Annotated in this window: 36 protein-coding genes; 32 read left to right on the top strand and 4 right to left on the bottom strand. The window is 49.9% G+C overall.

Annotation, left to right across the window (positions count from 1 at the left end):
• Positions 1-99: 99 nt before the first annotated feature.
• From MHI42_RS04565 to MHI42_RS04445, 25 genes are all read left to right on the top strand, one after another.
• Positions 100-339, top strand: a complete 240-nt coding sequence (locus tag MHI42_RS04565; protein ID WP_342422933.1) for a helix-turn-helix transcriptional regulator — start codon at positions 100-102, stop codon at positions 337-339.
• On the top strand, positions 340-654 hold the full coding sequence (locus MHI42_RS04560; RefSeq protein WP_342422932.1) for a DNA-binding protein: 315 nt from the start codon (positions 340-342) through the stop codon (positions 652-654).
• A gap of 129 nt (positions 655-783) precedes the next feature.
• The gene (locus tag MHI42_RS04555) at positions 784-1,299 is read left to right on the top strand and encodes an XRE family transcriptional regulator (protein ID WP_342422931.1); all 516 of its coding nucleotides are present in this window, start codon (positions 784-786) and stop codon (positions 1,297-1,299) included.
• 11 nt (positions 1,300-1,310) lie between these two features.
• A complete protein-coding gene (locus MHI42_RS04550) occupies positions 1,311-1,604 on the top strand; it encodes a hypothetical protein (protein WP_336101435.1) in 294 nt (97 codons plus the stop codon).
• Positions 1,601-1,870 carry a hypothetical protein gene (locus MHI42_RS04545; RefSeq protein WP_342422930.1) on the top strand — a complete coding sequence of 90 codons (270 nt, stop codon included), beginning with the start codon at positions 1,601-1,603 and terminating at the stop codon, positions 1,868-1,870. The genes MHI42_RS04550 and MHI42_RS04545 overlap by 4 nt, the downstream gene beginning before the upstream one ends.
• 318 nt (positions 1,871-2,188) lie before the next feature.
• Complete coding sequence (locus MHI42_RS04540) at positions 2,189-2,434, top strand: hypothetical protein (protein ID WP_342422929.1); 246 nt, start codon at positions 2,189-2,191, stop codon at positions 2,432-2,434.
• The gene (locus MHI42_RS04535; protein WP_342422928.1) at positions 2,431-2,661 is read left to right on the top strand and encodes a hypothetical protein; all 231 of its coding nucleotides are present in this window, start codon (positions 2,431-2,433) and stop codon (positions 2,659-2,661) included. Before MHI42_RS04540 ends, MHI42_RS04535 begins: the two co-directional genes overlap by 4 nt.
• A 104-nt stretch (positions 2,662-2,765) precedes the next feature.
• A complete protein-coding gene (locus MHI42_RS04530) occupies positions 2,766-3,026 on the top strand; it encodes a hypothetical protein (protein WP_342422927.1) in 261 nt (86 codons plus the stop codon).
• Positions 3,023-5,011: a hypothetical protein gene (locus MHI42_RS04525; protein WP_342422926.1), complete on the top strand. Its 1,989-nt coding sequence runs from the start codon at positions 3,023-3,025 to the stop codon at positions 5,009-5,011. The genes MHI42_RS04530 and MHI42_RS04525 overlap by 4 nt, the downstream gene beginning before the upstream one ends.
• Positions 5,012-6,079, top strand: coding sequence for a recombinational DNA repair protein (RecE pathway) (locus MHI42_RS04520; protein WP_342422925.1), 1,068 nt, complete (start codon positions 5,012-5,014; stop codon positions 6,077-6,079).
• Positions 6,080-6,082: 3 nt separating this feature from the next.
• Positions 6,083-6,790: an MBL fold metallo-hydrolase gene (locus MHI42_RS04515; protein WP_342422924.1), complete on the top strand. Its 708-nt coding sequence runs from the start codon at positions 6,083-6,085 to the stop codon at positions 6,788-6,790.
• A 221-nt stretch (positions 6,791-7,011) separates the two neighbouring features.
• Positions 7,012-7,935 (top strand): hypothetical protein, encoded by a 924-nt coding sequence (locus tag MHI42_RS04510; protein ID WP_342422923.1) that lies wholly within the window; start codon positions 7,012-7,014, stop codon positions 7,933-7,935.
• Positions 7,895-8,245 (top strand): replicative helicase loader/inhibitor, encoded by a 351-nt coding sequence (locus MHI42_RS04505; RefSeq protein WP_052429615.1) that lies wholly within the window; start codon positions 7,895-7,897, stop codon positions 8,243-8,245. The genes MHI42_RS04510 and MHI42_RS04505 overlap by 41 nt, the downstream gene beginning before the upstream one ends.
• Positions 8,246-8,249: 4 nt before the next feature.
• Positions 8,250-9,641 (top strand): replicative DNA helicase, encoded by a 1,392-nt coding sequence (gene dnaB / locus MHI42_RS04500; protein ID WP_342422922.1) that lies wholly within the window; start codon positions 8,250-8,252, stop codon positions 9,639-9,641.
• A gap of 12 nt (positions 9,642-9,653) precedes the next feature.
• A complete protein-coding gene (locus MHI42_RS04495; protein WP_342422921.1) occupies positions 9,654-10,127 on the top strand; it encodes a hypothetical protein in 474 nt (157 codons plus the stop codon).
• Between the two features lie 11 nt (positions 10,128-10,138).
• The gene (locus MHI42_RS04490; RefSeq protein WP_342422920.1) at positions 10,139-10,300 is read left to right on the top strand and encodes a hypothetical protein; all 162 of its coding nucleotides are present in this window, start codon (positions 10,139-10,141) and stop codon (positions 10,298-10,300) included.
• A complete protein-coding gene (locus tag MHI42_RS04485) occupies positions 10,297-10,479 on the top strand; it encodes a hypothetical protein (RefSeq protein WP_342422919.1) in 183 nt (60 codons plus the stop codon). The genes MHI42_RS04490 and MHI42_RS04485 overlap by 4 nt, the downstream gene beginning before the upstream one ends.
• 138 nt (positions 10,480-10,617) lie before the next feature.
• On the top strand, positions 10,618-11,031 hold the full coding sequence (locus MHI42_RS04480) for a RusA family crossover junction endodeoxyribonuclease (protein WP_342422918.1): 414 nt from the start codon (positions 10,618-10,620) through the stop codon (positions 11,029-11,031).
• A 53-nt stretch (positions 11,032-11,084) separates the two neighbouring features.
• Positions 11,085-12,080: a hypothetical protein gene (locus tag MHI42_RS04475; RefSeq protein WP_342422917.1), complete on the top strand. Its 996-nt coding sequence runs from the start codon at positions 11,085-11,087 to the stop codon at positions 12,078-12,080.
• A gap of 34 nt (positions 12,081-12,114) precedes the next feature.
• Positions 12,115-12,351, top strand: a complete 237-nt coding sequence (locus MHI42_RS04470; RefSeq protein ID WP_342422916.1) for an IDEAL domain-containing protein — start codon at positions 12,115-12,117, stop codon at positions 12,349-12,351.
• Positions 12,320-12,748 (top strand): hypothetical protein, encoded by a 429-nt coding sequence (locus tag MHI42_RS04465; protein WP_342422915.1) that lies wholly within the window; start codon positions 12,320-12,322, stop codon positions 12,746-12,748. The genes MHI42_RS04470 and MHI42_RS04465 overlap by 32 nt, the downstream gene beginning before the upstream one ends.
• 17 nt (positions 12,749-12,765) lie before the next feature.
• Entirely contained in the window at positions 12,766-13,200 is a 435-nt protein-coding gene (locus MHI42_RS04460; RefSeq protein ID WP_342422914.1) for a DUF5348 domain-containing protein, read from the top strand.
• A 37-nt stretch (positions 13,201-13,237) separates the two neighbouring features.
• Entirely contained in the window at positions 13,238-13,363 is a 126-nt protein-coding gene (locus tag MHI42_RS04455) for a hypothetical protein (RefSeq protein ID WP_342422913.1), read from the top strand.
• Between the two features lie 152 nt (positions 13,364-13,515).
• A complete protein-coding gene (locus tag MHI42_RS04450) occupies positions 13,516-13,710 on the top strand; it encodes a zinc-finger domain-containing protein (protein WP_342422912.1) in 195 nt (64 codons plus the stop codon).
• Between the two features lie 14 nt (positions 13,711-13,724).
• On the top strand, positions 13,725-15,404 hold the full coding sequence (locus MHI42_RS04445) for a DNA cytosine methyltransferase (protein WP_342422911.1): 1,680 nt from the start codon (positions 13,725-13,727) through the stop codon (positions 15,402-15,404).
• A gap of 92 nt (positions 15,405-15,496) precedes the next feature.
• Here the strand turns inward: MHI42_RS04445 and MHI42_RS04440 are convergent, their stop codons facing one another.
• Positions 15,497-15,649 carry a DUF255 domain-containing protein gene (locus tag MHI42_RS04440; protein WP_342422910.1) on the bottom strand — a complete coding sequence of 51 codons (153 nt, stop codon included), beginning with the start codon at positions 15,647-15,649 and terminating at the stop codon, positions 15,497-15,499.
• Here MHI42_RS04440 and MHI42_RS04435 point away from each other — a divergent pair.
• Together MHI42_RS04435 and MHI42_RS04430 are read left to right on the top strand one after the other, a co-directional pair.
• Positions 15,649-16,620, top strand: a complete 972-nt coding sequence (locus MHI42_RS04435; RefSeq protein WP_342422909.1) for a site-specific DNA-methyltransferase — start codon at positions 15,649-15,651, stop codon at positions 16,618-16,620. The genes MHI42_RS04440 and MHI42_RS04435 overlap by 1 nt on opposite strands.
• A complete protein-coding gene (locus MHI42_RS04430) occupies positions 16,617-16,727 on the top strand; it encodes a hypothetical protein (RefSeq protein WP_342422908.1) in 111 nt (36 codons plus the stop codon). Before MHI42_RS04435 ends, MHI42_RS04430 begins: the two co-directional genes overlap by 4 nt.
• A 45-nt stretch (positions 16,728-16,772) precedes the next feature.
• Here the strand turns inward: MHI42_RS04430 and MHI42_RS04425 are convergent, their stop codons facing one another.
• Complete coding sequence (locus MHI42_RS04425; protein WP_342422907.1) at positions 16,773-17,057, bottom strand: phosphatidylinositol kinase; 285 nt, start codon at positions 17,055-17,057, stop codon at positions 16,773-16,775.
• A 446-nt stretch (positions 17,058-17,503) separates the two neighbouring features.
• On the opposite strand from MHI42_RS04425, the gene MHI42_RS04420 reads away from it, so the two are divergent.
• Positions 17,504-17,872, top strand: coding sequence for a hypothetical protein (locus tag MHI42_RS04420; RefSeq protein ID WP_342422906.1), 369 nt, complete (start codon positions 17,504-17,506; stop codon positions 17,870-17,872).
• Between the two features lie 66 nt (positions 17,873-17,938).
• On the opposite strand, the gene MHI42_RS04415 is transcribed toward MHI42_RS04420, so the two are convergent.
• Positions 17,939-18,280 carry a hypothetical protein gene (locus MHI42_RS04415; protein WP_342422905.1) on the bottom strand — a complete coding sequence of 114 codons (342 nt, stop codon included), beginning with the start codon at positions 18,278-18,280 and terminating at the stop codon, positions 17,939-17,941.
• A gap of 41 nt (positions 18,281-18,321) precedes the next feature.
• Positions 18,322-18,594: a hypothetical protein gene (locus MHI42_RS04410; RefSeq protein WP_342422904.1), complete on the bottom strand. Its 273-nt coding sequence runs from the start codon at positions 18,592-18,594 to the stop codon at positions 18,322-18,324.
• A gap of 184 nt (positions 18,595-18,778) precedes the next feature.
• Between MHI42_RS04410 and MHI42_RS04405 the strand changes: the two genes are divergently transcribed.
• The 4 genes from MHI42_RS04405 (at position 18,779) to MHI42_RS04390 (ending at position 20,692) form a co-directional block, all read left to right on the top strand.
• Positions 18,779-19,264, top strand: a complete 486-nt coding sequence (locus tag MHI42_RS04405) for a hypothetical protein (RefSeq protein WP_342422903.1) — start codon at positions 18,779-18,781, stop codon at positions 19,262-19,264.
• 299 nt (positions 19,265-19,563) lie between these two features.
• On the top strand, positions 19,564-19,872 hold the full coding sequence (locus tag MHI42_RS04400) for a hypothetical protein (protein WP_342422902.1): 309 nt from the start codon (positions 19,564-19,566) through the stop codon (positions 19,870-19,872).
• A gap of 15 nt (positions 19,873-19,887) precedes the next feature.
• Positions 19,888-20,061, top strand: coding sequence for a hypothetical protein (locus tag MHI42_RS04395; RefSeq protein ID WP_342422901.1), 174 nt, complete (start codon positions 19,888-19,890; stop codon positions 20,059-20,061).
• 265 nt (positions 20,062-20,326) lie between these two features.
• Entirely contained in the window at positions 20,327-20,692 is a 366-nt protein-coding gene (locus tag MHI42_RS04390) for a hypothetical protein (RefSeq protein ID WP_342422900.1), read from the top strand.
• Positions 20,693-20,833 lie beyond the last annotated feature (141 nt).

Here is a 20,833-nt window from a genome sequence, read left to right as displayed (position 1 = left end):
AAAGTACATAAAACATGTATTTTAGTATTGACATACACTAATCTTGTACTTATAATCAAAGTATCAAGTACAAGATTAGTGTACGAAGGGGTGAACAATATGAAAAACCAGTCCTTGACACATGCGCGTAAGAATATGGAACTGACACAAGAAGAACTTGCAGGAATGTTAGGATATCAAAAGGCTACAGTGAGTAACTGGGAGAATGGATATTCCAATCCTTCACTTACGGATGCGTTCAAGGTTGCAGAAATTCTTGGTAAGGACATCAATGATATTTTTTCAGGTCTCAAGGTACAAGTATCATGTACTGATAACGAAAAAAGGGAAGTGATCTAAATGCCAGTTGTCGTAATTGAAACCGATGACCTTGAACGTTGGATCAGAGAAACGGTCGCAGCATCAGTACAAACTGCAACTACTCAAGAGCTTCCGCCATTCTTACGCCGTGAAGAGTTCATGAATTTACTCGGCATCGGTGAAGCAAAAACGGCTGAACTCTTCAATCGGCCCGATTTTCCCGTTATCAGAGATTTTGGTCATCCTCGGGTTGTCACTCATCTCCTGATGCAATGGGCTGAGAAGCAAGTCGGTTGGATCAATGAGAACGCCAGCGAAAAGTACAAGGCAAGACGCAATCATGCTACAGGATGAAGAAAACCCGCCGAGCTGTACCGGCAGCGGCGGGCAGGGAAAGCGGCAAGGGGAATTGCTTAAGACAATCATACATCAGGCCTCTGTCCGATATAACCCGCAAAACCGGACAAAGGAGAGGATTATAAGTTGGCAATCGGACAATTCGGACCAGCATTAGAACAAGTGTTAAAGCGCTCAGGCGATACCAGGGAGAAGGCAGGGCTCATCGTCCATGCTGACGCTTCATTAATAGGGAAAATCGCCAGAGGGACGCGTAAGGCATCAAAGCCAGTCATGAGTGCGGCAGTTGAGCATTACGATGACGGTCAACTCTATCTGGCAGCGGCGGCGGAAGTCACCGGTGGTGCTTCTGCTCCTTGGCTGGATAATGTGGACCTACATAGAGCAAGCGTGATGTTCAAAACAATAGAAGAGGTCAAGGAAGTACTGGAAGCCTCCAGCGACGCTCCAATCAGCAAGACAAACAAGCAGCTTAACGATTCAGAACGAAAGCAGATCAAGCGGTTGTTGATGGAGACGGTAGAGGCAATTACGGCACTAACTCATCTGGCCGCTGTGCTTTGCAAGGAATATTCCTTCAGTTGGTTATCGACCTGGAAAGAACACCGCGCAGATCTGAAGGCCAAACAATACATGAAATGAGGGAATCTGAAATGATAACACTCGAACAATTGGAAGGGGAAGCGAGATTCGTGGCACAGAACGCTAAACACAACCTGAAGCTGGTAAAGCAGCAGGCAGCAGTTATTGACCCGGCAAAGCTGGAGAGCAACATTAAATGGCTTGAAATGATGATTTCTTTGCACCAGAAGGATCTGGCAGCAGCTAAGGAACAAATGAAAAAAGCCCGCCTGGCAGGGCGGACCTCGTTGAGAACTCGTCTAAAGTATCTCGTTGCGTCCATTTTACGGGACGATGACCGTAAAAGCAAGGGGGAAGCGGTGTGACGGAGCAGGAAGTGCAGGAATTCGCCGTAGCCCTGGTATCATCTTATCTCCATTACAGACAACGGTGGTTCGAAGCCGTGGACCTGACCCATGCAGCGTACTCAGATCGATTCGCCGATCCTCACCGTTACAACCGAGCTGTTAAGCAGAACGAGAAGGCCACTCATAATTGGGATTTGATTTCAGATATTACGAACCACCTTCTTACTCCCACAATCAAGACAGCGTTCGATGTGGAGTTGAAACGTAGAGAAAAAGCTATATGAGCAGCGGCTTCGGCCCCTGTCTCCAAGCGTCGACCCTTAGAAATAACCTTTCCTCCGGGTTGGCGTTTGGAGATGCGGCTGACGCATCCAAGGTGGTGACAGAACGAGTATGCAGCGCCTTAAAACGAAAAGTGAAGTAGGAGTGAAATTCTCCGGCGCTTATAAGAGTTTGTACGGCATGATCGTACAGAAAAATGCCCACTTAGCCTTTCCGGTGAAGCTTGCCCGAAACATGGCGGCCATAAACTACGATGCAAACCGATGCCGGGTTCAAGTCCCGGCCCACCTTGATCTTACATAGGAAGGAGGACAAGAGAAATGACTTTACAGAAACGGATTGAGAAAGCAGTTCAGACACTTAAAGATTTTCAAGACGCAGTGGACGATGCGAAACATACGACAACTGATATCTTGGTCAGCATTTCGGACTTCATTGATGATGATCTGAACGATTTGGTTGACGAACTCGAAGAAGTTGCAGATGAAGTCGGAGATGTGGAAGAAAAGCTGGAAGTGCTAGAAATTGCGCTGGATGAGCTTAAGGAAGGGAGTGAAGCGGTTTGAATATCGACACAGGCGAATTGATCCGCCTTAAGCAATCTCAGCCCGTATCGGGTGGATTTGTACCGATTCCGCGGGAACTGCAACGCGAAGCCAATAAGCAGCTTGGTGATAACGAAAGCGTGATTGTCGATCTTTCATCCAACGGACCATTGTCCAAATGGGCTAAGGCCCTACGGAAGAAGCGTCGGAAGGCTGCTCGTGAATCTCGCAAGCAAAACCGCAAATAAAAAACGCCCCGTTGCACCGGGACGCCTGCTCTTTGAAAACTGAATTATCAACTTGCCTCCATCTTAGCAGGTGGAGGCGCACTACACAAGAGGGAGTGAATGGAATGTCAACTGCCTATTCTGCTGACATTAGCGGTCAGCGCATCGAAGTAGAGATTGTACCTCCTACTAATTACTCGCCACCGGTGCTTTCGATCCGGCAGCAGTTCGGGAGCTTTCAGCTGCATGCTGATCCAGACCAACTGGCTGAGGTCGAATATGCCATCCGGACTTACCTGAATGGCATCCGTTATCCCGAAACACCTGATCAACAAATGATTTTACATGCCGAGTGTGAAACGGCTATCGAGGAGGGGATCGCTTGAAGCGTATCAATCTGGAGCGCCTGACGCTCCGCAATTTCAAAGGGATTAAAGAACTTGTCCTCGCCATCAACGGCGGGGACGCTGATGTCTATGGCGATAACGCCACCGGGAAGACAACCGTCTTCGATGGCTTTGTTTGGCTCCTGTTCGGTAAGGATTCGCAGAACAAGGCCGATTTTGAAATCAAAGGCTTGGATGGAGCAGGTAAGGTCCTGCGTCACAAGCTAGAACACGAGGTCGAAGGAGTATTCCTGATCGATGGCCGCCGCCGGACGTTCCGCCGGGTCTTCTCCGAGAAGTGGACGAAGAAGCGCGGATCAGCGACGGACGCCTTCGAAGGGCATGAGACGAATTACTTCTTGGACGGTGTTCCAGTGAAAAAGGGCGAGTACACCGCCGAAGTAGATTCCCTCATTAAAGAGGAACTGTTCAAGCTTCTGACTTCACCTTCTTACTTCAATGAACAAATGAAGAAGGAGGATCGCCGGAAGACACTGCTGGAAGTATGCGGGGATCTGACGGATGCCGAAGTGATTCACGGTAACAAGAAGCTTGCTCCCCTGCCCGGCATCCTGAATGGGCGTGACCTTGACTCTCACAAGAAGGTGATCTCTTCCCGGTGTGCGGTGATTAACAGGGAGATCAAGGAGCTGCCAGTGCGGATCAGTGAAGTGCAGCGCCAAATGCCGGATGTTTCGGAGCTGGATGAAGATTCTCTTAAAGAAGACATGGCTGTCCTTCGCAACCGGGTTGTATCAGGTGAAGCTGAGCTTTCTCGAATCCTCTCTGGTGGCGAGGTTGCCGTGAAAGAGAAACGGCTGCGGGAAATTGAGGGCGAGCTGATCGCCATTAAGAGCCGCATGCAGTCAGATGTCCTGGATAAGGTTGCTCTTAAACGGGATGCAGTCAATCAGATGCATATGGAAGTCAACAAATACCGCCGGGACATTGAAGATAAGCAGCAGCGCATCCAGAACAACGAAAGGCTGGCAGCAGGGCGCCGGCAGGAAGCAGAACGGCTACGGGCAGAGTTTGCTGAACTGAAGGGGTTGACCTTTGAACCTGCTGGTGATCACGATGCTCATTGCTCCGCCTGCGGCCAGTCCTTACCTGAAGACCAGGTCAAGGCTGCTCATGACAAGGCAGAGGTTTTTTTTAACCGTAGGTTGGCTGAACGAAAGGAACGTATTAACGCTTCCGGTAAAGCGGCAGTCGCCGAAGCTCAGAAGTTTGAACAGGAGATTGTGCGGTTCAGTGGAGAGGTTGAAAGCCTGAAGAGCGCACTGCAACTGCTCCAAGCAGAGTTGACGGACGCCGAAGCTGAGTTGACCGATCTTCGAGCTGGTGTGAAAGACCCTGCAGCGGATCCGGATTATGCCAACAAGCAGGCTGAGGCAGCGACAGTACAGCAGCAGATCAGCGATCTGAAAGCTTCTTCTAATGATGCTGCAGCTGCTGTTCGGAGCGATATCCGGCAGCAACGTTCTGAGATCGAGGAAATGGAGCGGGATCTTGCTAAATTTGATGGTGTCCGCCGCGCGCAGCTGCGTGTGACGGAGCTGGAGAACCAGGAGCGGGAGCTCGCCGGAGAGTATGAGCGTCTGCAGCATGAACTGTTCCTCTGTGAAGAGTTCACCAAGACCAAGGTCAGTATGCTGGATGCCAAGATCAACAGTAAATTCAAGCTTGCCCGGTTCCGCCTCTTCGAAGATCAGATCAACGGTGGGATTAAGGAAGTCTGCGATACGCTCTATAAGGGCGTTCCGTATGACGGCGGCCTGAACAATGCGGCTCGGATCAATGTCGGCCTGGACATCATTAATACGCTGGGTGAGCATTACGGCTTCAGCGCTCCGATCTTCGTGGATAATGCGGAGGCAGTCACCAAGCTGATCGGAACGGACGCTCAAGTGATCCGGCTGGTAGTAAGTGAAGCAGATAAGAAGCTGCGCATTGAGACGGCAGCTATTCAGGAGGCGATTTAATTGAGTTCTACAGATCAAGCGAGACAGCAGGCAGCTCCGACGGCAGTTGCTAAGAAGGAACCAACCCAATCGGAACGCTTCATGACAAAGGTCATTTCCGAATTTGGTTCCAGTGTCGGCGAGGTTGCCCTCACCAATTTCCAAAAGCGATTGGCTCAGAATTACTTTATTGCTTTGGACGCTATCCTGAAACTTACTGAGGAAAAACGACTGAAGAAAACAGAGAAATACCGCGATGCACTGCCGGTTACCTGGCAGAACGTGAACATGGAAAAACTCGCTCGTGATGTAGTAGCAATGGCTAGGGTTGGCTTTGATCCTTCGCAACCGAATCATATCAACCCTATACCTTACAAAAACAAGCATACGAACAAATACGATATTACCTTTATCGAAGGATACCGGGGCATTGAGCTTAAGGCTACGAAATACGGCCTAGACGTTCCAGATCATGTAACGGTCGAATTAGTTTATTCCACTGACAAGTTCAGACCAGTTAAGAAGGACTCCAAAAATAAATATGAAGGCTATGAATTTGAAATTGTTAATGCGTTTGATCGCGGAGATATCGTCGGTGGCTTCTATTATCACAGCTTTTCTCTGGCTCCTGAGAAGAACAAGCTTGTGATTATGACAAAGAAAGATATAGAAAAGAGAAAACCAGATCATGCTTCAGCTGAATTCTGGGGAGGCGAAAAAGACAAATGGGAAAATGGTAAAAACGTCGGAAAGGAAACGGTAGAAGGCTGGTACGACAAGATGGCCTGGAAGACAGTTTACCGCGCAGCTTATGGAGATATCACTATCGACTCTCAGAAGATTGATGACGATTACCTCCGACTGAAGCAAATGGAGAGTGATTTTGCAGAGGCGGAAGTTGACGAGGAAATCCGAGCTAATGCAAATAGAACGATTATTGATGTTACACCAGAGGAACCACCAGCCAGCACGTCTGATACTCAGCAGGTCGACCCTGCAGGTAGCCCTGACCCATATGATTTCTTTGAGGATGTCCCTCCAAAGGGTGCGTCTTCTAATGCGAATCCAGACGATGAAGTACTCTTTTAGCCTATGATCGACATCCAATGTCTCGGCTCCAGCAGTGCCGGTAATGCCTACCGTATATCGGACGGCCACACCGCGCTCCTGCTGGAAGCCGGTTTTCCTTATAAGTCGATTCAGCGGGCTCTTAACTTCCGAATGTCGGACATTGCCGGTTGCTTGATCACACATGAGCACCTGGATCATAGCAAGGCTGCTCCTGACATTATGCGAGCAGGCATCAACATTTATACCAGCGCAGGGACGGCAGCTGCAAGAGGGCTGTCAGGTCATCGTCTGAAGGTAATCAAGGCGCTGGAGCAGTTCGCGATTGGCACCTGGACGATTCTACCGTTCGATATTCAGCATGATGTGGAGGAGCCCTTGGGCTTCCTGTTGGCGAATACAGCGGGCGATAAGTTGGTCTTCCTGACAGATACCTATTACTGCCGGCATCGCTTCAGCGGGCTGACTCACATCATGTGTGAATGTAATTATTCTCTGGATATCGTCAATGAGCGGGTGGCTGCTGGTCATCTTCATCCAGCACAGAAGAAACGGCTGCTACGTTCACACTTCTCCCTGGAGAATGTGAAGGAGATGTTGAAAGTCAACGATACCCGGAATGTTGAGGAAATTTGGCTGCTTCATCTATCCGACGGGAACAGCGATGCTGAGCGTTTCAAGCAAGAGATTCAGGAGACTACCGGCGCGCTCGTCCGGGTAGCAGATCGATGAACGGCCCGATGGGTGAACGGATCTGGACCAGCATGATCAGTGAACGATTGTGGGCCTTGCGGTCATCTGACCCGGAATCATTCAAAGCAGAGGTCAAAGAGTACTTCGCTCGGGGGCATCCGGGCTTCACCGTGGTCCGAGCAAAGTACCCACACATTTATATTCAGGACGATAGAAATAATTAAGTGAATTAGCACGGCTGCTGCGGGAGGGGGGAGTGAATGACGGAGTCAGCCAGAGAACCAACTATGGCCGGCCTCCTTAACCAGTATGAAGCGATAGGCGGTCCTGAGGAATATGGACCAGAGGGAATTGCAATCATGGTCGCCTTATGGCGGAAGTCTTGCAAGCTGGGATGGAAGCGGGCTTTCCAAATGACAAACACTGAGCTTACACTTCAAACCGGAATTAAGAGTCGGGATACCGTTAACACACATCGTAGTAAACTCGTCAATGCCGGATTGATCGGCTATACTTCCCCTCCTCGGGGGAGTGCCAAGGGCAGTTACACGGTCAGATTTGATCTAATAGTTGTCGGCGAACCTGTCCAAAATTCGGACCACTTTAATATAGTTAGAGAAGAAGTGGTCCGAAAACCGGACTACTTTTCAAAAGCTGACGGTGAAGCTGTCCGAAAATTGGACCACTTTCCCGACACTGTATTAAAAGATCTTAGTACTACTATTACTTCTACTACTGACAATGAGTTCGCTGATGAGATTGATCAAGGCAAGCCAGGAGATATGTTCGAACTTTTAAATGCCTTTTGCAAAATGAATCACAGACTTGATATTCACATTTCCCCACGTGAACGCGAAGCCATGGGTAGGATGGTCGCCGGAGGTACGCCTAACCCTTTTACCATCCGAACTATGGAGAGCCTGCTTCAGGCAAAGCGAGAACGTGAGGGAGACGGCTTTAAGTATCCCACAAGCTTTTTATACTACGTGGACGGGATTGAAAAAGCCTGGCTGAACTCCCAAACTACCGCAGCACCGACTGACGGAGTCGCCCCGGGAGAGACGCCAGATAAGCCGCAACGCCAAACCAAACAGCAACGAGAGCTTGCCGAAATAGACATGATGATCGAGGAGGAACGACGACGTGGAGAAGCTGGAGGTCATTCTTCTGGTCCGCACCATTAAGGCCAACTATCCCGGATTTGACAAGTCGCCCGAAAACATTGAACGGCTGTACAAATACCTGAAGGATTTCCCGTTTGAAGCTGCCAAGGAGAATGTTGACGCCCATATCAAGACAAAGGAATTTCCGCCAAATGTTGCGGAAATTCGCGGCCGTCTCGGGGAGCAGATCGAGCGGGAGCAGATGAAAATTCTGACTGATCAGCACTTTGCTAATCTCGATACCTGGAGCGCCAGCAGCAAGCCGCCGCCTGAAGGGTACTGGGACGAAGTGAAGCGGAAGATTCGAGGCGAAGCAAATGTTGAATCGTGAAGAAATGCTAGAACAGATGGGCATTCAGCCACCGGTTGATCTTGAAGCAGAGCAGGCTGTTCTTGGAGCCGCACTTTTGGACCAGACGGCTTACGATGCTGCTGCAGACATCTTGCAGGGCGGAGAATTCAGCGATAAAGGCCATGCCCGTATCTTCCGGGCTATGCGCAAGTTGAACGACGCAGAACTGCCGATCGATATGGTCAGCTTGACCTCCCAGCTTAAGGACAGCGAGGAGCTCGAGAAAGTCGGTGGAGTCAGTTATCTGGCTCGGATGGCTGGAGCTGTTCCAACCGTGGCGAACGCCGGTTACTATGCGGAGCGGGTACAGGAAATGTTCCTCCGACGCCAAGCCATAGACACTGCAATGGACCTGCTGCGCAACGCTGGAGAGGAACAGGACGTGAAGGGCTTCATCGCGATGGCGGAACATGCTGTTTCGAAACTCTCCGATCAGTCCGTGCCGGTTCGGGAGTTTGCCACCATGAAGGATGTCCTGATGCAGGTCTGGGAAGATGCCGAGCAGCGGTACAGCGTACGGGAAACGTCGCGAGGGATTACTGGCATCCGGTCCGGGTTTGACGATCTCGACAAGATGACTTCCGGCTTCCAGCGTAATGATTTGATCATTGTTGCAGCCCGGCCATCGGTGGGAAAGACAGCGTTCGCCCTGAACATCGCTCAGAACGTGGCAGTCCGCGCCAAAGAGACCGTTGCCGTATTCAGCCTTGAGATGTCCAATGCTCAGCTCGTACAGCGCATGGTCTGTGCTGAAGGCAACATCGATGCGAGCCGGATGCGGACCGGGCACTTTGAGGAAGATGATTGGCAGAAGATGTCCATGGCGATGGGGTCTCTATCCGAGGCCGACATCTTCATCGACGATACTCCAGGAATCACGGTCAACGAGATCCGTTCCAAGTGCCGCCGGCTGAAGAAGGAAAAGGGGCTCGGCATGATTGTCATCGACTATCTGCAGCTTATCCAGGGTAGAGGGCAGCGGGGAGTGAACCGGCAGGAAGAGGTATCTCAGATCAGCCGGACGTTGAAGCAGCTTGCGCGGGAACTTGAGGTTCCGGTGATTGCCCTGTCCCAGCTCAGTCGCGGTGTGGAGCAACGCCAGGACAAACGCCCGATGATGAGCGACCTCCGGGAGTCTGGTTCCATCGAGCAGGATGCCGATATCGTAGCCTTCTTGTACCGAGATGACTATTACGATAAGGAATCCGAGAAGAAGAACATCATCGAGATCATTATCTCAAAGCAGCGGAACGGCCCGGTGGGAACGGTAGAGTTGGTGTTCCTGAAGGAATTCAATAAATTCGTCAACTACGAGCGGGCACACAGCGACATTCCGGCTCCGCCGGATGATATTGATAAACGCAAGTGGGCGTAAGGGAGGGATAGAGTGATTAACCAAATTGAAGCCATAGTTACATTTAACGATGGATTTGCTTATGTGCTATCGAATCCAGTCCAGTTCACTTACTACAAACAAGGCGATTTAATCATCGGATTGGATGACACGTGTACTTTTGTATCGTGCTACTACTATTCCAGGCCGACAATGGGATTTGAGGCTTTCGGTGGCAGAGAGTTTGATATTACGCTTGAGAATGGTGAGGTCATTCACTGTAACGGTCAATGGTGGGATGGCGGATATCAAAAAGCCGAAAAGTTTCTCGGTGAGGAATTAGTTAGAGTTACTTTCGAAGACATAGAGTCTTTGAAAAAATGCTATGTCTTTAGCGGATGCACAGCAATAGCCAGCAGCTTATCCAAGCTTCGCGAGACTTATGACGGCGAGGTGCAAGGCTACTGGGCATATGAGGCGAAATTGAAAGGCTGGGATAAACCTTTTCGTGAAGACAAACCACACTAGGAGGAACGGGAATGAAACAGGAAAAGCGGCCAACACGCCGGCAGATGCTTGAAATTCAGGCAGCTGGATTGATTGCGGGGAATTGGTTTGTGGAGCGGGATACGCGTGAACAGTTAGTACTGATAAATCGGTACTCCGGCAATCCCCGGACGACCCGGAGGGCAGTGTCGTGAATGGCGCTTGGAATTACTGGCACGTGTATCACTTCATGGTCACCTACTACCAGAACACGGGGCTCGTACCGGAGCGCTCGGTTCTGCTGGCAGAATTCGCAGAGTTGGATCCTGAACAGGTGGACGAAGGCATCGCCGAGTTCGAACTTGTGACGGGGAAACGGGGTGAGGCTGGATGATTCCGAATAGACCTATTGATCCTTTGTTCCAGCAGAAGTATTACTTCGCTGTTTTTGATAAACGTGGGCATGTGATCGGCACGGTGTATGTTCTGGACACCGAGATGAAGCCGCGCAGGGAAAGGGGTGGGAAGCCGAATGATTCAGTTCACCGTTTACGGGGAGCCAGTCGCCCAGGGCCGGCCTAAGTTCAGTACTGCGGGCGGGTTTACGAGGGCATATGACCCAGCCAAATCCCGGGACTACAAGGATTATGTCCGGCTGGCCGCCCGGGAGTATGCACCGACCACTCTGCTGGAAGGAGCTTTAGGCATTGCCATCACAGCTTATCGTTCCACACCGAAGAGTTTCAGTAAGAAGAAAGCGGCGGAAGCTGAGCGGGGCGAAATTCTCCCGGTCACTAAGCCGGATGCTGACAACTACCTGAAAGGGGTGAAGGATGCTCTGAAGGGCATCATCTGGAAGGATGACAGCCAGGTGGTGGATGCATTTGTTCGGAAGCGGTATAGTAACCGGCCGCGCATTGAAGTGAAGATCAAGGAATTAACTTAACCCAAACATGAAGGGAATGGGGAATTGTGGGATATCTCGATTTTAAAGGGCTTGTGAAAAAGGTTGACTTGAAGGCTGACGGTGATGTGAACATCTTGCTGGTTGTGTCCGGCGAAGAGCTTCGCGGAAAGATTGAATGGTTGCACGAAATGATTGGAGACAAGGTGACGGCCTCGCTGGACTCCGCGGTCGTTAACTATAACATCGAGATCAATGCCCGGACAGAGAAGCCGATCAAGACCTACAGGGTGGATAACGGTGTTGTGTCCGAAGTGAAGCCAGAAGGTGAGCAGCTTGCGATGGACCTGGGGCTTCCCGCCGAGAAGATCGAGATTAAGCAGCAGCCGGCAGAAATCGAACTGGCCATCATCGAAGAATTCATCCAGTCCGGCCTGGCGCCGACCTTCGAGGATTTGGATTATGATTTTGTCGCCTTCTCCCTTCGTTTGGCCGGCGGGGAGACTTACATGAAGATCGCTTCTGAGCTCGGCATCAGCAGTGGCAAGATCGTCGAAAAGATTGATGAATACCGCAAGCGTGTAGCCCCTTCCGCAGCAGCTTGGCATGAGTGGATGCAGTCCCAGGGTGTAGCCCCTTCCGCAGCAGCTGAGGCAGCTCCAGTCACTGAAGATGGCGGTTCGGCTGAAGGTGAAGACGGAGATATCGTTATTGAAGAAGCAGACGGCCCTGTTCAAGATGGTGAAGGCGATGGATTCGTGCCGGAGTGGGAAAGCGGTGCTGACCAGGGAACAGGTGATCCGTCCGGTGAACCAGGTCAGGACCCGGCAGACCCTACAGATGCTGAAGAAGTGGATAAAGACGAGTTGGATGCCTTCATTCTGAAGGAACGCCCGATCTTCCCGGAAATTGAGCATCAAGGTCAGCCTATCCCGTTCCCGGACCTGATCGAGAAGCGGGCTAAGGAAGACAAGACTTGGCTGGAGAACGCTGTTTCTCAGGGAATGACCAAGGGACAGTTCCAGGGGAAATTCAGCGCCTACAAGAAACTGGCAGCTAAGAAAATGAAGGGTGGCGGAGGAGCAGCTTAACAGCTGCTTCTTCTCTTACAAAGGAGGGAGCGCGATGTTCATCGATTTCGGGATGCTCATGCAGCTGCGTTATGAATCTATGCTGAGCGTTCACGCTGATGCAATTTGGCAAGCCTCTATCCAGCGCTTTAATGAGGAACGTCTACTCAAGATGATTGACCAGGCACTGGATGATCAAAATCCTGAAGCATTTTTCCAATACTCGGCGGAGCTGGCCGGAGTAAGGGCGGTGCAGGCTTATGGGCAAGTCACATCGGCGTCCAAAGGATGAATCCATCCGGAAGTTAGCGGACCGGATTACCCGGGCGGTGAAAGCCCACGGAATCACCGTACAGCGGTATGACGCCTTCACCACCAACAGTGTTTATCTCAAATTCGATTACGGCGTGGCGAACAGCGTCCGGATTAGCGATCACATGGGGAAGCTCAGCAGGTCCAATCGCTTCAACCTATTGAAGAACATCGATCACAGTTATGTCGAACTGGATCGCTATCTCAAATACTTCTACTGTACCAATGATTTAGAAAAGTTGGTCGCTGACATTATCCAGAATCGCAAGGACCAAGTCGAGAAGTACGGACCACGGTACTATGATTTCCTGATGAAACGAAATAAAGAGGCTAACACCGACACTAAGGGATTTTGGAGCAAGGCCAGGATTGTATAAAACGGGAGGGACTTAATATGAAGGACAAAATCAAGGCGGCGTTGGAGAACTTGGAGCCGCAGCTGAAGCGGGTCGCGAAATTAATAGAGGAAGCGGAGAATGAGGGGATTTACAGCAGAGAGGATCCGCAAGAACAATATCTCTGGTCAATGAACAATAAAATCGGTGAAAAACTGAATGATGTTCGCCGGCTGCTCGGGCAAATCAATGCTCCTGTTACTGAAGAAGGTGTTCTTCAAAAGAGAACGAGCGGACGCTACTATCTTCCGAGTGGAGAATATTACACCTCTGGTTCATCGATTGAATATCTAATCACAGATTCTTGGGGCGATCAAGTTTGGGTGTACTCATCCGTTGAACACAATGGCATGGATTACTATATCGTCAACAATCCTAAGCTCTCACTTGAAGGGCTAAGGGTAAGGGTCAAGCGACTGCCAATCTGGGATTAGCATGAACTGGCGCGCTGCGACTCCCCAGCAATTACGAATGATTATGTGGGACACCGGCGCGCACCCGGTTCTGCGGCAGGAAGCTGCCGCGGAGCTGTTCCGGCGGCGCCGGCAGAAGTGGGGCAAGATCAACTACAAAATGAAGAGGGTGTATCCGCGATGAAAACAGTCATTCGCTTCAGAGACGAAAGCGGCCGGATCATGACGGCGCGAGAAGAGGAGCTGCCGAGCCCGAATCGAGTACTCGCCCATTTTAGCATTTCGATGTTTGTACTATGGTTGCTGCTCAGTTGGCTTCTATAGAAAGGGTGATGAATGATGACCAGACTGCAGGCGGTATATGCAATAAGCGATATCCTCCAGCATTGCGGGTCCTGCCCGCAGCGCGTGGAGCTTAATCAACAGTATGGCAGCACTTATTCCAAAATAGACGGGTATTGCAACCGGGAGTGTCCGGTAGGTGGATTGCTGCAGCTGCAGGGAAAAGAACTCATACGTGATCATACGTGAAAGGGCGTGAAGCTTTGGGCTTACCAGATAACATCATCTATAAAACAGCAGCGTTCCTCTTTGCGGGGATCGGTGGGGCCACGGCCGGAGCAATGCGCTCAACAGTTGAATATGGCGGCAAGGTTTATAAGTTCAAGGTACTGTGCTCGATCGACAACGACCCTGTTGCATGCCGGAATCATGATCAGATCTGCGGTGAGAAAACTTCTGTGGTGATGGATTTGTTCAAGCGTTGGCAGTACAAAGCCTGGCACGGACATGAGCCTCCTGAGACTTGGAGGGAAACAACGCCTTGGGATATCTGGCAGGCATTCAAGGAGCAGGTACCGTTCTTTCTGTTCCTCTCACCGCCATGCAAGGGACTGAGCGGGCTACTGCCGTCTGATAAGGCAGCATCCGCTCAGTATCAGGCGCTTAATTTCCTTACTGTTCATGGATTGGAAATGGCTTTGCAGGCTTGTCTGGAATATGGGGGAGCCATCCCGGCAGTCATTCAACTGGAGAACGTACCGAGAATCACCAGTCGGGGCGAACCTTTATTAAAGCAGATTCTGAAGATGCTTAAGAAATACGGATATGAGGTAAGTGTTCGGTCTGATCACAACCTGGGTACCATTGGCGGGCTTGGGCAAAATCGAGTGCGGTTTCTTCTTAAGGCTCGCGATCCGAAGCAGATTCCAAATGTGATTTATTACCCTGAAGCTAAGCCCATGAAGAGCATCGGAGAGGTACTTGGACCCTTGCCTGCTCCAGGAGATACAGTTGCAGGCGGTCCGATGAACAGATTACAGCAGTTGCAGTGGAAGACTTGGATGCGATTGGCCCTTATACTCGCCGGCGGAGATTGGCGAGATCTGAACAAAGTCGATTGGAAGAACTTGCGAATTGCTCATGAACCGCGGCGAGGGGCATATGAAGTGGCTGATTGGAATGAACCGAGCAGGGCTGTAACCAGTACGGCGGGACCCGGTCGAAGTAATGGTGTTGCCGCAGTGTCAGACCCACGGCTTCATATTAACAGCGAAGGCAAGACAAATATTCTGCGGATACAATCGGTAGACGAACAATCCTCCTGCATAACCGGCGCTGCTGGACCATATCAGGGCGGAGCCAGTATTGCTGATCCTGCATTGAAGGAAAGTCCTAGTCGTCACCCGGCAGCCTACCGGGTAGTGCGGGTTGACGAGGTGGCGCCATGTGTGACAGGTACGCGATTTGGCAGCGGGGCTATTGCCATAGCAGATCCTTCACTGAAATGCTCTCCACGTGCGGACAGCTACGGTGTCCAACACTGGGATCAGCCAGCCAAGACAGTGATTGGTAGCGCCGATATTCATGCTTCAGCTGCAGCGGTAGCTGATCCGAGAATTCCGAAAGACAACGAACAGGGAGTTTGGGTGATAATCGCCCAAGATGGTACTTGGCACCGGCCGCTCACTACCTATGAGCTCGCCATGCTGCAGAACTTCCCGACGCATCTTCCAGACGGCAGACCGTTCCAGCTTGAGGGCTGTAATGATGCCAAGGCACGGGAGTACATCGGGAATGCTGTTCCTCCGGGAGCTGAGGAGGCTATGGGCAATGTCATTCTGATGGCGGCAGCGGAAGCTGAAGCGGGCATATCATTCCAGCTCAGTTGGAATCCAGTATGGGTTGCTCCTGGTGAGGAGCAGCGGCCGACAGTGCTGCATTGATTAGGTCTGCTGCGGGACAGATGGAGTTTAGCCTATAGGGCAAGCATTCCATCGGTGGTGTCGGCTCAGCGACGACCGTCGTGTTGGCTAAGCTAGGGGACATAGCTCATCCGGTCTACCGCATCACTGGCAGTGATAGTCAGGACCTCCGGTTCCTGTACCGATCGGGTAGCCGCCTTGTCCTCGAAAGATACATGTTCCATTACATGACACCAATGACAAGTGGTGAGAAAGGGGGTATCCAATGATCCTTCAAGGAGACAACATGCAGATCATGCCGCAGTTGCCCGGAGAGAGTTTTCACACCTGCGTCACCAGCCCTCCTTATTGGGGCTTGCGGGATTACGGCATTCCGCCGACAGACTGGCCGGAGACAACATACACGCCGATGCCCGGGCTGCCGCCGGTGACTGTGCCAGCATGGACCGGCTGCCTGGGGCTGGAGCCGACCCCGGAAATGTTTGTCGCTCATAGTGTGGCGGTTTTCCGGGAGGTTTGGCGGCTGCTGCGAAAGGATGGGACGCTCTGGCTCAACTATGGTGATAGCTACGCAAAAGCAGGCATTTCAGGCATGGGAGACCCGACAATAGGAGAGCGAAACCTTGGCGGAATGAAGCCGTTGAAAAAGGAGATCCCGCTGGGGCTGAAACCTAAAGACCTGATCGGCATTCCCTGGCGCGTCGCATTCGCCCTGCAAGCTGATGGTTGGTATCTCCGGATGGACAATATCTGGAGCAAATCCAATCCTATGCCGGAGAGCGTGACAGACCGTCCGACAAAAGCGCACGAATATTTCTTTCTGCTGGCTAAGTCGGAGCGCTATTACTACGACAAGGCTGCAATCATAGAGCAATTGACCGAATCAAGCACTGCCCGTCTGTCTCAAGATGTGAGCGGGCAACCAGGCAGTAATCGGGCAAACGGCGGGACGCGAGCGGACAGACCCATGAAGGCGGTCGGCAAGGCATATAGCTTTGCGCGGAAGGTGAGTGAGGGAGATGTTCCCGGACAGCCCAAGCAGCACCGGGAGGACCGGGAGGACCGGGAGTATTCCGGATCCCGCAATAAGCGTTCCGTATGGACAATGGCCACGGCGCAATTCAAAGAAGCCCATTTTGCGACTTTTCCAGAAAAGCTGATTGAACCCTGCATTCTCGCTGGTGCGCCACCGGGGGGGCAGTGCTTGATCCATTCGGTGGATCCGGAACGACCATGAAGGTCGCCATGGAGAACAACCGGGAATGCACCATTATAGAAATCGGTTCGCAGTATGTTGAGATTGCGCAGAGGCGGACGGCCATCATACAGCAGCAGTTATTTTAGTCCCAGGGAGGGAACAGATAGCGCCCCTCCCATCAGTGATTTGAGTTAAATAAAAAATGGAAGCAAGTACAAAGCGGTAATGGCACCAAATGGTATGCGTCTCGGATAAAAGCGACGGCGTGGATAGAAACCTGGATAGTATCCAAATTGTCTGTAAGTAGATGCGTTAGCGGGCATTCCGTTCATCATTTCGTTTGAAGGAATAGCAAGCGTTACGTAATCCTGATCAACATGAGCAATAAACCCGTCATGAGTCTGACCGTCATTTGTAGTCATGCCAACATATTTATTCACATTGTTCCAGGCGAGCGATTGATAATTTGTTTCCATGAGTTGCCTCCTCGGATATATATCTCGACAACAGTCTATGGACTACAACCTATGGTGATCACGGCATATGCCTATATTCAAAGATATTTGGATTAATTTAGTCCATTTTAAGGAGAGATGAACGCTGTCAACAGTAAGGCGGCTTAGCAGATTATTATGTATCCTTCATAAGGAAAAAAGAACGCTCAGAAGAGCGCCCTTTAAAATCATCTTAATAGTGCCACCGACGCTTTTTGTGCTTACAAATGATAATCGCTTTTTGACCAGGGTGCAGTTTTACGACAATTACTTTTTTATGTTTTGGGCAGGACATAGTAGTTGCCTCCTTATTGTTTGACATACGACAGATTATGATCCTCAAAACAATATGGATTGGACGTAGCTGCTGCGAAGTGAATAATGGGGCGGGTTAACCACCCTCTCCCCTATAAAGGAGCTGATAAGCAATGAGTAACGAAGAAAAGCAATTAATACTGGATGTCCTGAACAGCCTTGAGGTAATCGAGCAGCAGGGCGGTGATGATGCATATATCCTGGTAAGCAATAGCGAGGAAAACCGCGCCGAGTTGGCAGCTGTCGGCGTTTCCTCTGAAGTGATCGAACGTTATGGAGAAGACGAAACATTCTGTATCCTGGCCTTGGCCTTTAATGAGAAGTATGCGGACGATTACGAAAAAGGAAAATTGATTTTATGGGGTCCGTTGGATGATGAGTTCTGTTACCGTGTGTTGGATGGCGAAGGAACGGCAGTGGATGCTGAACGCTTATTACGTATGTTGGAACCGGACTTATTTGGGATTGTTGGGGAGGCATAAGCGGTATGAGCACTAAGTTGACCCTTCTTCATATTAGTGCTCATACAAGGTGATGTAATGAGAGGATTAATTATACAAATCACACGATTTATCATTATTTATGTGAATCGAGCGAACGGTAATGTTTGGAACAATATTATTTTTTTCGAGATATCTCTTTTTCCATTCTCCTTGATATGTATCGTCTTTTAACTCATTTAAGAATTTTTGAGTGTATCCTTCAACAAAATTACGAGCATCTTCCGCGGTATCTGTATCCATTAAAAAAGTTGCTGTTTTTGCAAAAGGCCAACAAGTTATATCCCGGTCAGATCCACCAATGTTCATGTAAAATCCTATGGCGTCAAAGTACAAAATAACCTGATCTTGCTCTAGATAAAACTTAACTACGATTTCTTGTTGTTGCACGAAGGATTCCTCCAATAAATAGATTGTGGGAAATAAACAATTCATATTTTAAAGATTTTTAGTCTCGCTTCTTTCATTTCAGATAATTTTATAAAGGGTCTTAAAAGAATATGCAGAGCTTCACAGGCGGCTGCATACATCAGGAAAGGAAGCATGGCATTATCAGTCCATTTTAGAAAATCAGCGACTTTTTCGTTGTTGGGCATATCGCCAGCTTTCATCTGTCCCCACAAATACATTGCGATAAGTGCGTAGGCCATGAATTTAAAAATATAGAGTACTGTATCGATAGCATGAATAATTTTACCGAACATTCTGTTCACCTCCTAATCTATCTATCGGATAAAGAGGGGGGAATCAATAAGTGAAAAGCTAACAAGCATAGAAGGTCATTTATTTTTTCCACAAATGCAAAGACCCCCATATCCTTGGCCGGGGCGGGGGTCATTTCGGTAAATCATTCCTCTTGACATTATAACATAAAGGGGAATGAGGGGAATGGCGATGGCATACGAGCAAGGGGAATTGTTTGCTAAAGCATCAGAGGAGGAAATTACAGAGACCGAGTTCTACCTTGAACGATATCGGGACATGATCTTGTTTATAGAAGATTTCAACGGGTTCCAATCAGAAATGGCTCAGGTTGCGATTGATGGAGAGGCTGCCCGCAGGTTGAGTGCGGACGAGCTGCACGCTGACAAGACGGCCAATGCCGTAATCCTGACCGAAAAGCAGAAATGGATGTACGAGCGGTACCGCGTTTATACGTTCATGATCTTCCGGGCATACAACCTGATTCCGCACCAGGGAATAAAGAAGGTAATCAAGGCTCGCTTCATTGAAGGACATAACCGCAGCAATACGATCCTGTTTACTTACGCATCAGGCAGCACCGTGGACCGTTACATTGAGCGGGGCACCAAGATGATAGCGAACTCCTTGGTACAGATGGGATTCTTCGATGAAATTTTGAAGAGGAACTGATGAAAACATGGCGGAATAGCGGGGTTTTCTGAACACCACATGAAGAATCTACCGTGCTATATTGGTAATGTGGAAATCAGGCGAGAGTGACACGCACGGCTGCAGCAATGCAGCATTAACCGAGGCGTACCTCCTCTCGCTTTTTCTTTTACTCCGATCTTGTTACCCTTGTCCCCCTAGAACCGTGACCACAACGGTTAAAGATTGGATCGTGGAGGTCGCCGGCCGCCTGAGTGAGTGCCGGATTTAATTTGTTCCAACCGATGATAAGATCAAATCAAACTTCTGGAGGGTAACCTATGAATGGCATGCCGGTTAAATGCGATAACTGTAAAGGTGGATTTCATATAGACTTGCAGCAGCGCAGGCTAGAGAATTCGGTTGAGGAAACTTACTTCATCTGCCCATACTGCCAGACAGAGTATCCATCGTTCTATACAGACACTGCTGTACGGGAGAAGCAGCGTTCCATCAGTAAGCTGCGGGATAGATTCGCTGCTCTGAAGAATCATGCGAAACGTGATGTTCTCCAGGAGAGAATCGAGCGGGAGCAGGCGGAAGTCAAGGTTCTTATGGACGAAATGAAACTGAAATATAAGCCGGTATAACTGGAGGTGCTCATCGTGGAAGTCGGGAACATTAGGAAATTCGGATATCGGGTAAATGGCAACATCGTGCATGAGTCGGCCCGGGTCATCAGCACAGATAAAGTCACTTCCGGGCTCAAGGTTATAGAAGCTGAGTTTATAGATGGAACCGTCCGGAAGTACTCCCGGCAGCATTTGCCGAAAGAGTGAGCAATGAAGAGAGAGAATGAGATTTCCGGGAGCACATCTGTTGTGATCAGCTGCGGCGGCTTTGACTCTGATTTCTCCAGGTCGGTAAAATGGTGTTGTTCTCCTCTGTAACTATGGAGGTAAAGATTTAAGCAAAGAGCGCAGCGCATTTGCTGCGGATGCGAAGCTGACGCCGCTCTATAGACCAGGCTCATCGCACGATTGAATCGAATACATATTCTGAAGTCGCTCATATATTGGGCGGCTTTTTTATTATGAAGAAAGGGTGATTCTGGTGGAGATAGCAGCAGAGCTTAATGATCTTGAAATGACCTGTGAAGAGGTTGCGGCTGAACTCGCAGGTCCGTATAGGCTCAATAAGAAGGAGCAGCGCCTACTGGCTTATCTACTGGATGACAGCAAGAGTAAGAATATCGGTGATATATGCAGAGCGCTTAAAACCACGGCCCGTACGTTGATCAGCAGGACGAAGCCTGAGTTGGAGAAGAAGATTGACGCTGTTGGTTCTGAAGCATGGAAACGGGACCTGTATGAGGCGTTGAAAAACAGTTCGATATCCAATCGTGAAGTCAGCCAGTGGATATACCTGTTCTCACGAAAGGATGAGCATCATGGCGAGAAAACAGAATAGCATCCGGCCTCCGTTGGTTAAAGAACATCCTAATCAGCCAGCTAAATGCGCACGCTGTATATGGGGGCGCTGGGAAGGAACAAGGCAGTTTTGTGGAAGGCCTGTTTGTCAGAAGGGAAAATCTTCCTGAGCGTCGAAATA

The organism is Paenibacillus sp. FSL E2-0178 (assembly GCF_038593005.1).
GTDB lineage: Bacteria > Bacillota > Bacilli > Paenibacillales > Paenibacillaceae > Paenibacillus_AQ > Paenibacillus_AQ phytohabitans.
Note: the sequence above shows the minus strand (reverse complement) of the source record. Positions and strands in the feature narration are given on the sequence as shown.